Genomic DNA, 13,081 nt, shown 5'->3' with positions numbered 1-13,081 from the left:
TCTCCTCCCCCGCGCTCATACGCATGACCGCGGCGAGGACAGCCTGTCAGGTCGTGCCGCGCTCCACCAGCGCCGTCGGCAGCGTGATCCGGGCCGGATCCGATCCCTCGACGACCTCCAGCAGCAGGCGGACCATCTCCGCGGCGATCCGCTCGAACGGCTGGCGCATCGTGGTCAACGGCGGCTCCAGCGTCGCCGCCAGTCCGGAGTCGTCGAATCCGCCCACCGCCACGTCCCCCGGCACCGACCGGCCGGCCTCCCGCAGGGCGACCAGCGCGCCGGCCGCCATCAGGTCCGAGGCGACGAACACCGCGTCCAGCTCCGGCCGCCGGGCCAGCAGCGCCTGCATCGCGACCTGGCCGCCCGCCCGGGTGTAGTCGCCGTGCTCCACCAGCTCCGGGTCGAAGCGATCGCCCAGCGCCTCCCGGTACCCGGCCAGTCGCCGGAGGCCGCCCGGGGTGTCCTGGGGGCCGGTGATGGTGGCCACCCGGGACCGCCCGCGGGACAGCAGGTGCTCGGTCATGGTCCGGGCACCGCCGGAGTCGTCCGCCGACACCCAGCCGATCCGGTCCTCGTAGCCCAGGGGTTCTCCACAGGCGATGGTCGGCACACCCTGCCGCAGCAGGTCGCCCACCACCGGGTTGCCGTGGTGCGAGGAGATCAGCAGCACGCCGTCCACGTGCCCCGCCGCGACGTAGTCGGTGATCCGCCGGCGCTCCTGCGGGGCACCGGCCACCATCAGCAGCAGCGGCATCTCCCGGGCCGACAGCGCCTCCGCGGCCGACCGGAGCAGGATCGAGAACGTCGGGTCCTCGAACAGCAGGTGCTGCGGCTCGGTGAGCAGGAACGCCACCGAGTTCGACCGCCCGGTGACCAGGCTGCGCGCGTGCTGGTTCGCGGAGTACCCGGTGGACCGGATCGCGTCCCGCACCGCCTGCTCGGCCTCCGGCGACACCCAATGCCCGCCGTTCAGCACCCGGGACACGGTGCCCCGGGACACTCCGGCCACCGCCGCGACGTCACGGATGGTGGGTCGGCGGCGACCGGTCGAGGTGTCCACGGGCCTGACCCTACGGCCCGGGGACCGCTCCGCGGGCCGATCCGCGGGTGCGGATCCGTCCCGGTCCACCGGGTCGAGGGGTGTCAGCGGCATCGCGCCCGGCACGACTCAGGGCCGCCGCCGGGCCCGCAGCGCCCGGGTGCCGAGGATCAGGACCCCGGCACCGACCAGGGCACCCGCCAGGATCAGCAGGGGTCCCGGAGCCGCACCGGTCGTGGCCAGGGAGCCGGGGTCCAGCACCCTGAGCGGCGCCTCCGCGAGCAGCGCGCCGGTGGCGTCCCGGACCTGGAGGTGATGCACCCCCGGGGTGGTCGCGGCAGGCACGGTCACCACGACCGTCGCCGCACCGTCGACCAGGGTCACGCCCGCCAGCCGCCGGTACACCGACGCGATGCCGACCTCGGCCCGGTCGCCGGGGACGTCGGCCAGGGTCGCGGTGACGGTCCCGCCCGGGCGGACGGTCGAGGCGGAGAGCGTGAGGCTCGGCGCGGCGACGGGTGCCTCGGTGACCGGGGTCCCCGGTGCAGGGGTGCCGGAGCCAGGGGTCGTCCCGCCCGTCACCAGACCGTCCAGTCCCGCCCGCAGCTCCGCGACCGCCCCGTCCACCGCCGCCTGCCCCGGCGCGGGCGCGTCGAGCACGAACTGCGCGCGCTGCACGGCCGCGTCCAGCACCGCCAGCGACGACGCGGTGTACGCCGTGCGGTCGATCGCTGCCGCCTCGGCGACCAGCGACGCCAGCTCGGTCGTGTCCCCCGCGACCGTCGTCGGCACCGCGACCAGCTCGATCTGGTCCAGCGTCCCCCACGCACCGGCGCTCAGCTCGAAGGACGCCGACACCACGACCACGCCGTCCGCGGCCACGCTCAGGGGCGCGGTCTGCGGCTGCTGCCAGTTGGCATACCCGCTCAGCCGGAAGTCGGCGGACACGCTGGAGATCCCCGAGCTGGCCGTGATCCGGGTGACGTCGTCCGCCCCGGAGCCGTCACCCTGCACCCGGGCCGACAGCCGGTACTGCCCGGCGGGCACCCCGGTCACGGTCTGCTCCACGGTGAAGGAGTACGCGCTGCCCGCCCAGAAGTGCGTCGAGCGGCTGCCCTGGTACGGGTCGTCGGTGGCGCCGATCGTGTACCCGGTGCCGATCCCGGTCCAGGGCGCGACCCCGTCCTCGAAGCCCGGGTTCAGCACCAGGTTCGCGCCCTGGTCCGCCGACGACAGCACGGTCACCGTGGCGACGGTGGCGTGCCCGCCCGACGTCGTCCCGGACACCCGGTAGGTCCCGGCGCCCAGGATCCACGCGGTGTTCCCGTGCCAGGTCACCGGCTGGTCCTCGGCGGAGCCGTCGTTGTAGCTGACCCGGACCGTCTCCGGCAGGGCGATCGGCTCACCGTCGACCACCGTGAGCTGCGGGTTCGTCACCGCGTCGACCTGCCGGGGCGCGACGGAGCCGGTCACCGCGTACTGGTAGACCCGCAGGGACTCCAGCGGGTTCCCCTGGGCGTCGAACAGCGCCTGGTTGTCCCAGCCCGACCCGCCGAAGTCGTCCGCCCACTCGCCGCCGAGCGCACCGGTCGGGTCGTAGAACTCCTGGGACGCCGGACTGGCCCAGCCGGAACCGTCCCGTTCCCAGAGCACCCGGTTCGCCTCCGCCTGGTCCGCGGGCCCGACCGGCAGCCAGGCCGGCTCCCAGTAGAAGGTGCCCAGGCCGTGCCCGCCGGAGACGTTCGCCACCGCCTGCATCACGTCCCGGATCGCGGTCGCCTGGCCCTGGACCGTCGCCGGGTAGGCGGCCGGCTCGGTGCGGATCACGTTGGGGTAGCCGTCGCCGTCGGCGAGTGTGTACGCCCAGGACGTCTCGGCCACCGCGACGTCCTTGCCGAAGGTGGTCGCGACCTGGTCCAGCACCGCGGTCAGGTTCTCCGGGGTGCCGTGCCAGAACGGGTAGTAGCTGGACAGGAAGACGTCGTAGTCGACCCCGCGGTCCGCCAGTGCCTGCGCCGCCGCCAGGTACTGCCCGGCCCGCTCCGGGTTGGTGAAGTGCACGGCCACCTTGACCGCGGTCCCCAGCGTCTCCCGGACCGCGGCGGACCCGGCCTGGAACAGCTGTGCGGTGGTGTCCCAGCCGGTCGACCCGGCGAGGTCGCCGCTGGTGGTCTCGTTGCCGATCTGCACCATGCCGACGTCCACCCCGGCGGCCGCCATCGCGGCCAGGGTGTCGGCGGTGTAGTCGTGCAGGGCGCCGACCTTGGTGGGCAGGTCCATGCCCTGCCAGGCACGCGGGGCCTTCTGCTGCCCCGGGTGCGCCCAGAAGTCGGAGTAGTGGAAGTCGACCAGCACCTGCATCCCGGCGGCGGTCGCCCGCTGGCCGATCTGCACCGCCCGCGCGGCGTCCACGTTGCCGCCGCCGTAGCCCTGGCCGTCCGCGGTGAAGGGGTCGTTCCAGACCCGGATCCGGGCCCAGTTCACCCCGTGGTCGGCGAGCACCTCGAACAGGTCCGCGGGCTGTCCCTGCTCATCCCGGAACACCACCCCGGACGCCTCCAGGGACAGCACGGTGGACACGTCCACCCCGTTGATCCAGTCCTCGCCCATCCCCTCGACCTTGGCCACGGTGATCCCCGCGTCCACCGGCCCGTCCTCGGCCGCCGCCGGGACCGCGCCCAGCGCCAGAGCGCCTGCCAGGATTCCCACCACGAGAGTGCGCATCAGCCCTTCACCGATCCCGCCGACAGACCGCCGACGATGTAGCGCTGCAACGACAGGAACAGGGCCAGGACCGGGATCGACCCGATCACCGCGCCGGCGGCGAACAGCCCCCAGCGCGAGGTCAGCTGGTTGGAGACCCACTGGTACATCCCGACCGCGAGGGTCCAGTTCTCCTCGGAGGTCAGCACGATCCTGGCCAGGATGAAGTCGCCGAAGGCCGCGATGAACGCGAGCAGCGCGACCACCGCCAGGATCGGCGTGACCAGCGGCATGATCAGCCGCCAGTAGATCTGGGCGTGGCTGGCGCCGTCGATGGTCGCGGCCTCGTCGATCTCCCGCGGCACCGAGTTGAAGAAGCCGTACATCAGGAAGGTGTTCGCCCCGAGCGCCCCGCCGAGGTACACGCAGATCAACGCCAGCCGGGAGTTCACACCCAGGGCGGGCACCACGTTGCCCAGCGCGATCAGCAGGAGGAACACCGCCACGAACGCGACGGTCTGCGGGAACATCTGGATGATCAGCAGGGTGGTCAGCGACACCCGCCGACCCCTGAACCGGAACCGGCTGAACGCGTAGGCCGCCGCCGCGCCCATCATCACGGCGCCCACCGCGGCCGCACCGCCGATCACCAGTGTGTTGGTGACCCAGGTCCAGAACATGGTGTCGCTCAGCGCGCTGAAGTTGTCCAGCCCGATCGAGCTGAACAGACGGCTCGATCCGGCCAGGGAGCCGCGCGGGTCCAGCGCCGCGGACAGCGCGTAGACCAGCGGGAAGATCGCGTAGAACACGATGACCGCGCCGACCGGGTACTTCCAGCCGACCTCGGCCCACCAACGACGGGTGCCCATCACATCTCCTCGAGCTTGCGGGTGCGGCGGAAGGCCAGCGCGGAGATCACGCCGATCACGATGAAGACCACGATGGACAGGGCGCTCGCGAGGCCGTAGTCGGCCCGTCCGCCCGAGACCCCGGAGATCTGGTAGATCGCGGAGATCAGGATGTCCGTCGACCCCATCGGCGTACTCGACCCGCTGAACGCCGGGCCGCCGCCGGTGAGCATGTAGATGATCGTGAAGTTGTTGAAGTTGAACGCGAACGAGGCAATCGCCAGCGGCGCGGTCGACACCAGCAGCATCGGCAGCGTGATCGACCGGAACTGCCGCCAGCGCCCCGCGCCGTCGACCCGGGCGGCCTCCATCACGTCGGCGGGCAGCGCCTGCAGCGCGCCGGTGGTCACCAGGAACCAGTACGGGTAGCTGAGCCAGAGGTTGACCCAGAGGATCGCGATCTTGGCCAGCCACGGATCGCTGAGCCAGCCGATGTCGGAGCCGAGGAAGAACCACTCGTTGATCACGCCGAACTCGGAGTTGAGCATGCCCCGCCACAGCAGCGCGGACATGAACGCCGGGAAGGCGTACGGCAGGATGAACAGCGTCCGCAGCACCTTGCGGCCCCGGACCCGCTGGTCGTTGTAGATCAGCGCGAACAGCAGTCCCAGGCCGAAGCTGGTCAGCACGGTCAGGATCGCGAAGGCGAACGTCCAGCCGGTCACCTTCAGCAGCGGCCCGGCGTAGGTCGCGTCGGTGAACGCCCGGACGAAGTTGTCGAAGCCGACGGAGACGTACCACCCGGCCGCCAGCCGGTCGCCGTCCGGGCTGACGAAGCTGCCCCGGTCGCTGGGGCTGTAGACCACGCCGGTCTCGGTGTTGGTGATGGTCTGCTCCGCCGGGTCCCAGACCAGCCGGGAGGTGTACACCCCGCCGGTCGACCCCTCCCGGGTGCGCAGCGACCCGTCCTCGGCGTCGTCGGAGATCGGCACCCGCAGTTCGACCACGCGCTGCTGCAGGTCGGTGTCCGTGAACAGCTCGGCCCGCGGCACCACCTCCCAGCCGGGGACCGCGGAGGGCGACCCGTTGTCACCGATCGTCGCCCCGTCGACCTCGGCGAGCGGGTCCTCGGCGGTGCCGACCTGCACGGTGTCCGCGTCGTCGGTGATCGCGAAGCCCAGCAGATCGCCGTCCCGGACCACCGACAGCGGGTACTGCGGCGAGTCCTCGACCGGCCGCTCGTCCTGGATCAGCGCGGCGTCCACCGCCTGCTGCATCGATCCCAGGTGCCCGGTGCCGTAGTTCGTGAAGGCCACGTAGCCGGTGTAGAGCAGCGTGAACATCTGGAACACGGCCAGGAACACCAGACCGGGGAACAGGTACTTCAACGGGACCGCGCGCTTGCTGAAGTAGATCCAGTCGGCGACCACGAGGCCGGCCACCAGCACACCCAGGATCACCCAGGCCTGCGCGGCGTGGGCCGACAGGATCGCAGCGATCCCGGCCGCGTTGACCAGCATCATCAGCAGCAGCTTGGCCACGAACCCGCCACCGAGCCCGCGCCAGGACCTGGCGTGCGACTCGCGGGGTGGGGCTTCGGACATCACAGGGGACTCCTCGGTTCGGGGACGACGACGGGGCCGGGCGGGGCGCGGGTGACGCGCCCCGCCCGGGTGGATCAGCCGCCGATCGCGGACTCGATGCTGGACACCGCTCCGGTCCAGGTCGTCTGCGGGTCGTCGCCCTTGATCAGCGCGATCTGCGCCGCGTTCCAGAACTCCCAGACCGAGCCCATCTCCGGGATGTTCGGCATCGGGACGCCGTTCTGCGCCGAGGCGATGAAGCCCGCGATGATCGGGTCGTCCGCCTCCTGCTCCGCCACCGCGGTCAGCGCCGGGATGCGCGGGTCCGCGTCGTAGAGCGCCTGCTGCGCGTCGTCGGTGGCCACGTAGTTCGCCAGGAACTCGTTGGCCAGCAGCGCGTTCTGCGACTGCGCCGACAGGTAGAAGCCCTGCACGCCGACGAACGGCGCGGCGGTCTCGCCACCGGCGGACGGGATCGGGTTCACCGCGACGTCGATCCCGGCGTCCTGGTAGGTCGGGATGGTCCACGGACCCTGCACGATGAACGGCGACTGCCCGGTCGAGAACAGCTCGTTGCCGATGTCGTAGTCGACCGTGTCGGTGAAGTACCCGGTGCCCGCGGCGCCGTTGTCGTGGATCCACTGCGCGTAGGCCAGACCGGCGTCGCCGGCCATCCCGACCTCGCTGGTGTACGAGCCGTCGTCGTCCTGCACGAACACCGGCGCCCCGAAGGACGTCTGGAACGCGTAGGAGGTGTACATGTCACCCTCGGCGCCGTTGGTGTAGAGGATGAACGGCCGGTCGCCGAAGCCCGCGTCGGTCGCCATCTGGATCATCTCGTCCCAGGTGGTCGGGGCGGTGTCCCCCACCAGGTCGACGTTCTGGATCAGCGCCACCGACTCCTGCGCGTAGGGCAGCGCGTACAGCTGGCCGTCGTAGGTGAACGCGTCCAGGGTCACCGGCTCGAAGTCGGCCGCCCGGCTGCCCAGGTCCAGGGTGTCCACCACGCCGGACTCCACGAACTCGCCCAGCCAGTCGTGCGCGCCGACCGTGATGTCCGGGCCCTCGCCGGTGGGCACCTGGGACAGGAAGTCCGCCCGCAGGTCCTCGAAGTTCTTCTGCACGATCGTCACCGTCGCGCCGGTGTCCGCCTCGAAGTCGGCGGCCGCGTTCTTGATCGCCTCGGCCCGCTCCGCGTCCGACCAGATCACCAGCTCCGCGCCGGAGCCGTCCGCTCCGCCGCTGCCGGTCGACTCCGCCGCCGGGGTGTCCCCGCCGCCTCCGCCGCACGCGGCCAGGAGCGCCATCGTCGCCACCGCGGCGACGCCCACTGCCAGATTCCTACGCATGTGCTCTGTCCTTTCGACAGGGTCGTGGCGCCTGATCGCGTCCTTGCGACCCGTGGGTGATGCGGGACGTCCTCGTCCCGCGGCACTGCTGCGGGGGTGGGTCAGTGATCACCTCCCACCGGGGTGCGGAACACCGCGACCCCGCCCCCGCCGATCCGGTACGAGCCGCCGGCCTCCTCGCCGGAGAACAGCTCAGTGCCGGTGACCTCCAGATCCACGTCCTCGTCCCGGTGGTTCACCGCCACCAGGTAGTCGTGCTCCGCGCCGTGCCGGGTGACGACCTCCAGCCCCTCCGGCCGGCCCGACGGGGTGATCCCGGCGTCCGCGTACACCTGCGCGAGCACCGGGGCCAGCGCCTCGACGCCCAGCGCGGTGCTGACGTACCAGCCGGTCCCCGTGCCGTGCCCGTTCCGGGTGATCGCCGCGGCGCCGTCCGCGGGGCCGCCGCGGTAGACGCCCCGGACCTGCGCACCGTCGAGCACGAGTTGCTCCGCCCAGACGCCGGTCGGGATCGCCGTGCCGTCCAGGTCGACCGTCGTGACGTCCGCCGCCCGGACCGGGAGGAACTCCTCCACCGCCGTGCCCAGCACGTCCCGCAGCGGCGCCCCGAAGCCGCCCGCGTGCACCGCGTCGTGCTCGTCCACCACCCCGGCGAAGCAGGACACCAGCAGCGTCCCGCCCTGGGCCACGTAGTCGGTCAGGTTCTTGCCCGCCGCGGCGGTCACCAGGTACGACGCCGGTGCGACGACCAGGCGGTAGCCGGACAGGTCGTCCTCGGGGTGCGCGAAGTCGACGGTCACGCCGTCCCGCCACAGCCGCTCGTAGTAGGTCCGCATCCGCTCCCGGAAACCGAGGGCGTCCGACGGCCGCCACTCCAGCTCCTGGGCCCACAGCGACTCCCAGTCGTAGAGCACCGCGACGTCCGCCCGCACCCGGGACCCGGCGACCTCGGCCAGCGCACCGATCCTGTGCCCGAGCTCGACGACCTCCCGGAACACCCGGGAGCCGGTGCCGGCGTGCGGCAGCATCGCCGAGTGGAACTTCTCCGCCCCCGACCGCGACGCCCGCCACTGGAAGAACAGGATGCCGTCCGCGCCCCGGCCCAGGTGGGTGAGCGCGTTGCGGTGCATCTCCCCCGGCCGTTTGGCGATGTTGTGGCCCTGCCAGTTCACCGCCGAGGTCGAGTGCTCCATCAGCACCCACGGTTTGCCGCGCGCCACCGACCGGGTCAGGTCCGCGGACAGCGCCAGCGCCACGTGCGCCTCCGGGTCCGGCGACCACAGGTAGTGGTCGTCCGAGACCAGGTCCACCTCCCGGGCCCACTGCCACAGGTCGGTGTTCCAGGACTGGTGCGCCATGAAGTTGGTGGTGATCGGCTGCGTCGCGTGCGCCCGGATCGCGTCCCGCTCGGCGATGAAGCAGGCCCGCAGCTGGTGGTCGGTGAACCGTGCGAAGTCCAGCTGCTGCGCCGGGTTCGGCGTCGACGCGGTGGCCGCCGGGGCCCCGACGTGCGCCCACTCCCGGTAGTGCTGGCCCCAGAACGCCGTGCCCCAGGCCGCGTTCAGCGCGTCCAGCGATCCGTACCGCCCGCGCAGCCACTCCCGGAACGCGGCGACCGACTGGGCGGAGAAGTCCTCCCCGACCGGCGCGCCGTACTCGTTGTGCACGTGCCACAGCACCACGGCCGGGTGCGTCGCGTACCGCTCGGCCAGTGCCGATGCGATCCTGGTCGCCGCGGCCCGGTACTCCACCGAGCTCGGCGACACCATGCCCCGCGATCCGAATCCCAGCGCGGTGCCGTCCCGGGTGACCACCCGGGAGTCCGGGTACGCGTCGTAGAACCAGGCCGGCGGCGACGCGGTCGGCGTGCCCAGGTCCACCGCGATCCCGTTCCGGTGCAGCAGGTCCAGCACGTCGTCCAGCCAGCCGAAGTCGTACTCGTCCTCTCGGGGCTCCAGCAGCGCCCAGGAGAAGATCCCGACGCTGACCAGCGTCACTCCTGCCTCGCGCATCAGCGCGACGTCCTCGTCCCAGACCGGACGCGGCCACTGCTCGGGGTTGTAGTCGCCGCCGTAGGAGATGCCTGCGGTCGGCCAGGTGAACGTGCTCATACGTGGGTCGCTCCCTTGCGATGCTGTGCACGGTCACAGTACGCGGGGATGCGAGTCTGATGGGAAGTGGCGGGTTCTGTTCGTTATGCGACTGTGACCGTGCACGGGACAGGTATCAGCGCGGCCGCCCCGGGGTCGTCCGAGGTGGGATCAGGTCTCGATCACCCGGACCGGGCCCTCGTCCGGCGTGGGCACCTCGAACCCGTCCAGGTACGCCGTCATCCGCTCGGCCGGCACCCGCACGTCGTCCGGGCCTTCCCCCGACCGTGCGGCCACCCGCGCCCGCATCGTCGCCTCTGGCGCGCGCAGGTGGTGCACCACGGGCACGACCCCCACCGGTGCGAGCAGTTCCCGGTACCGGTCCCGGCCGGCCCGCGACCAGAAGCTGGTGTCCACCACCACCGGGTGGCCCGCTGCGACCTCGGCGAGCACGCGCTGCTGGATGAGTTCGTGCACCCGGGCGGCGACCTCGTCCGGGACCGGGTGTTCCCGGTGTCCCAGCTCCCACGCGATCCGGTCGAAGGACAGCCATCGGTAGCCCTCGGCGGCCAGCCGCGCGGCCCAGGTGGACTTCCCCGCACCGGCCGGTCCGCAGACCAGGACCACCTCCGCGGTCACCCGGTCGGCCCGCCCGGCGTGATCTGGAGGATGACCCGGTCCGGCGAGCGGCGCTGGACCCGCCGTACCAGCCGCTCGAGCCCCAGGACCAGCGGCACCTGCACCCCGTACTTCGCGCGCAGGGCGGCGGTCGCCCCCGGGTGGTCCCGGTCCGGGCCGACGACGACAGCGTGCGCGTCCACCGTGACCGCCGCCGGGTCGACCTTCCCGAACCGGTCGCTGGGACGCAGCCGGACCCGGGAGTCGTGGCGCAGCCGCCGGACCTTGCCGGTCGCGGCCTCCGAGGTCACCACCAGCGCTTCTCCCTCCGGCGCGATCCACACCGGCGTCGCGACCGGGTCGCCGCTGCGGCGGTAGGTGGTCAGCGAGACGAACCGGGCGGCGCCGATCACGGTCCAGTCATCGGAGCGGCTGGAGGGGGCGGGATCCTGAGCGGGCACGGGCTGACCTCCGAGGTCGGGACGACTGCTGTCCAGGAGAGCATGCACCCGGGGTCAGAACAGCGCCCCCGGTCCGCGCAGCAGGCCGAGCGCGCCCGCGGCACCGACCACCGCCCCGAACACCGCCAGCACCGTCGCCGCGCACACCAGGTCCGCCCGGCCGATCCGGGCGGGGCGCCACACGGTGCGCGGCCCGGAGCCGAGGCCCCGCGACTCCAGCGAGCAGGCCATCCGCTCACCGCGGCGGATCGCGACCACCAACAGGGTGAAGGCCGCCGATGCCCAGGCCCGGGGTCCGCCCCGGACGGTGCCGTTCGACCGCAGCGGTGCGCGGACCGCCTGCGCCTGGCGGATCGTGGTCCACTCCCGCGGCAGCTGCTCCAGCAGGCGGTACCCGGCCAGCAGCGCGTAGCTCGGCCGGGCACCGAGCCGGGCGTGCCGGTGCAGGCTGGTGATCAGCGCGACCGCGTCGGTGCTCAGCACGAACCCGACGGCCAGGATGCCGAGGGCCGCCGTGCGCGCCGCCAACGCCACGCCCACCATGACCCCCTCCTGGGTGATCCGCAGCGGTCCGAGCTCCGCCAGCACCGCACCGGGCCGGCTGACCGCGTTCACCGCAAGCACGCCGAGCGCGAAGCCCAGGAACGGCACCTGCGCGCGGACCAGCACGCCGGGCGGGATCCGCCCGGCCACCCGGACACCGATCAGCCCCAGCAGGTAGACCAGCGCCGGGGTCACCGGGTCCAGCACGAACAGCAGCCCGATCGAGACCAGGAACAGTACGGCGAGCTTCACGGCGGGGTCCCGGCGCCCCAGCGGCGAGTCGAGCCAGGACGTTGCGACGACGCTCATCCGCCCCACCCCGCCAGGTGCCGGAGCACCCGTACGCCGCCCCGGGGGCCGTGCTCCGTCAGCACCCGGTCCACCAGCGGCGGGAGTACCAGCCCGGCGCGCCCCAGGAGCCCGGGATCACGGCAGAGCCACCCCACGGGGAAGTCGGCCGCCAGCGCACCGTCCGCCAGGACCAGCACCCGGTCCGCGACCGTCGCGACGAACCGCAGGTCGTGGCTGGAGAACAGGACGGCGCGTCCCCGGTCCGCCTCGGCCCGGACGGTCGCGGCCGTGGTCATCGTGTCGCGGCGGTCCAACCCGAACGTCGGCTCGTCGGCCAGCAGGACCGGCCGGTCGGTCTGGATCAGCATCGCGGCCAGGCTCAACCGGCGCTGCTCACCGCCGGACAGCCGGTGCGGGTCGCGGTCCGCGACCCGGTCCAGCCGGTGCGTGTGCAGCCGCTCCCGCACCCGGGCCGCCACCTCCTCCGGACCGCCCGGCACCCCGACCGCCAGCTCGTCCCGGACCCGGTGCGTCAGGAACTGGTGCTCCGGGTCCTGGAAGACCATTCCCGGCCGAGGCCCCCGCATCGCACCTCTCAGCGGCGGGACCAGCCCGGCCAGAGTGAGCAGCAGCGTGCTCTTCCCCGCACCGTTCGCGCCGAGCACCGCCACCACCTCCCCGGCCCGCAGCGTCAGGTCCACCCCGGCGAGTACCGGCACGGGGTCGGGTGCGCCCCGGCGTCGGCGCCGCCCCGGGTCGGGTGCGCCCCGGTGTCGGCGCCGCGCGGGATCGGAGTACCCCACCGACAGGGCGCTCGCCGTCAGCACCGCTGGACCCCGTGCCGATGTGGACGGCTCCGCGGCACCATCGGGCGCGACCGCGGCATTCCGGAGCCAGCCGCGCACCGCCGCCGACCCCAGCCCGCCCGGATGTCCGGTCACCGCCAGCAGTTCCGCCTCGAGCGGCAGCCAGCAGCCAGCGGCGTGCAGCTCCGCCGCGTGCTCGCGCAGCACCGTGGCCGTCGCTCCAGCCGCCGTGACGACACCGCCCGGGCCCAGCACCACCGCCCGCTCCGGCAACCCGTCGACCCCCTTCTCCCCCGCGAGCTCGTCCAACCGGTGCTCGACCACCACCACCGCGCGGTCCCCGGCGGCTGCCACCCCGGCGAGGGCCTCCCGGACCGTCCGCACCCCGGCCGCGTCCAGCATGGAGGTGGGTTCGTCCAGCAGGAGCACCTCGGGGTCGGGTGCCAGGGCGGCCGCGAGGGCGACCCGTTGCAGCTCTCCGCCGGACAGGGTCGCCGTGGCACGATCGGCCAGCGCGCTCACCCCTGCCTCGGTCAGGGCCTGCGTGACCCGCCGCCCGATCGCCGCGGGGTCGACGCCGTGGTTCTCCAGCGGGAGGGCCACCTCGTCCTCGACCCGCGTCAGGCAGACCGCGGCCGCCGGGTCCTGCGGCACCACACCCAGCCACCGGGACCGGTCGGCCACCCCGCACGCCGTGACGTCCCGGCCCGCGACCTCGACCCGGCCGGTCAGGTCGAGCGCGCGGGAGAA

Annotated in this window: 10 protein-coding genes; all 10 read right to left on the bottom strand. The window is 73.1% G+C overall.

The annotated features are described in order from the left end of the window. Positions 1-46: 46 nt before the first annotated feature. Complete coding sequence (locus OGL89_RS10265) at positions 47-1,060, bottom strand: LacI family DNA-binding transcriptional regulator (RefSeq protein ID WP_263119975.1); 1,014 nt, start codon at positions 1,058-1,060, stop codon at positions 47-49. 108 nt (positions 1,061-1,168) lie between these two features. Continuing rightward, positions 1,169-3,763 carry a glycosyl hydrolase 53 family protein gene (locus tag OGL89_RS10260; RefSeq protein ID WP_263119973.1) on the bottom strand — a complete coding sequence of 865 codons (2,595 nt, stop codon included), beginning with the start codon at positions 3,761-3,763 and terminating at the stop codon, positions 1,169-1,171. Continuing rightward, on the bottom strand, positions 3,763-4,611 hold the full coding sequence (locus tag OGL89_RS10255) for an ABC transporter permease subunit (RefSeq protein ID WP_263119971.1): 849 nt from the start codon (positions 4,609-4,611) through the stop codon (positions 3,763-3,765). Before OGL89_RS10255 ends, OGL89_RS10260 begins: the two co-directional genes overlap by 1 nt. Further along, positions 4,611-6,194, bottom strand: coding sequence for an ABC transporter permease subunit (locus OGL89_RS10250; RefSeq protein ID WP_263119969.1), 1,584 nt, complete (start codon positions 6,192-6,194; stop codon positions 4,611-4,613). Before OGL89_RS10250 ends, OGL89_RS10255 begins: the two co-directional genes overlap by 1 nt. 74 nt (positions 6,195-6,268) lie before the next feature. Beyond that, complete coding sequence (locus tag OGL89_RS10245) at positions 6,269-7,522, bottom strand: maltose ABC transporter substrate-binding protein (protein WP_263119967.1); 1,254 nt, start codon at positions 7,520-7,522, stop codon at positions 6,269-6,271. Between the two features lie 101 nt (positions 7,523-7,623). Beyond that, on the bottom strand, positions 7,624-9,633 hold the full coding sequence (locus OGL89_RS10240; protein WP_263119965.1) for a beta-galactosidase: 2,010 nt from the start codon (positions 9,631-9,633) through the stop codon (positions 7,624-7,626). 150 nt (positions 9,634-9,783) lie between these two features. Further along, complete coding sequence (locus tag OGL89_RS10235; protein WP_263119963.1) at positions 9,784-10,251, bottom strand: ATP-binding protein; 468 nt, start codon at positions 10,249-10,251, stop codon at positions 9,784-9,786. Further along, positions 10,248-10,691, bottom strand: coding sequence for a PPOX class F420-dependent oxidoreductase (locus tag OGL89_RS10230; RefSeq protein WP_263119961.1), 444 nt, complete (start codon positions 10,689-10,691; stop codon positions 10,248-10,250). The genes OGL89_RS10235 and OGL89_RS10230 overlap by 4 nt, the downstream gene beginning before the upstream one ends. Before the next feature lie 54 nt (positions 10,692-10,745). Continuing rightward, entirely contained in the window at positions 10,746-11,543 is a 798-nt protein-coding gene (locus OGL89_RS10225) for an energy-coupling factor transporter transmembrane component T (RefSeq protein WP_263119959.1), read from the bottom strand. Beyond that, positions 11,540-13,081: ABC transporter ATP-binding protein (locus OGL89_RS10220; RefSeq protein ID WP_276582288.1), on the bottom strand; the 1,542-nt coding region annotated here is incomplete at its 5' end. The genes OGL89_RS10225 and OGL89_RS10220, both read right to left, overlap by 4 nt.

Origin of the sequence: Cellulomonas sp. RIT-PI-Y (assembly GCF_025642745.1) — a bacterium.
Classification (GTDB): Bacteria; Actinomycetota; Actinomycetes; order Actinomycetales; family Cellulomonadaceae; genus Cellulomonas.
Note: the sequence above shows the minus strand (reverse complement) of the source record. Positions and strands in the feature narration are given on the sequence as shown.

Bases quoted from the DNA above. Each gene is read 5' to 3' on its own strand.
- OGL89_RS10255 (WP_263119971.1), bottom strand. From the start codon at position 4,611: ATGGGCACCCGTCGTTGGTGGGCCGAGGTCGGCTGGAAGTACCCGGTC.
- OGL89_RS10245 (WP_263119967.1), bottom strand. From the start codon at position 7,522: ATGCGTAGGAATCTGGCAGTGGGCGTCGCCGCGGTGGCGACGATGGCG.
- OGL89_RS10250 (WP_263119969.1), bottom strand. From the start codon at position 6,194: ATGTCCGAAGCCCCACCCCGCGAGTCGCACGCCAGGTCCTGGCGCGGG.
- OGL89_RS10260 (WP_263119973.1), bottom strand. From the start codon at position 3,763: ATGCGCACTCTCGTGGTGGGAATCCTGGCAGGCGCTCTGGCGCTGGGC.
- OGL89_RS10240 (WP_263119965.1), bottom strand. From the start codon at position 9,633: ATGAGCACGTTCACCTGGCCGACCGCAGGCATCTCCTACGGCGGCGAC.
- OGL89_RS10225 (WP_263119959.1), bottom strand. From the start codon at position 11,543: ATGAGCGTCGTCGCAACGTCCTGGCTCGACTCGCCGCTGGGGCGCCGG.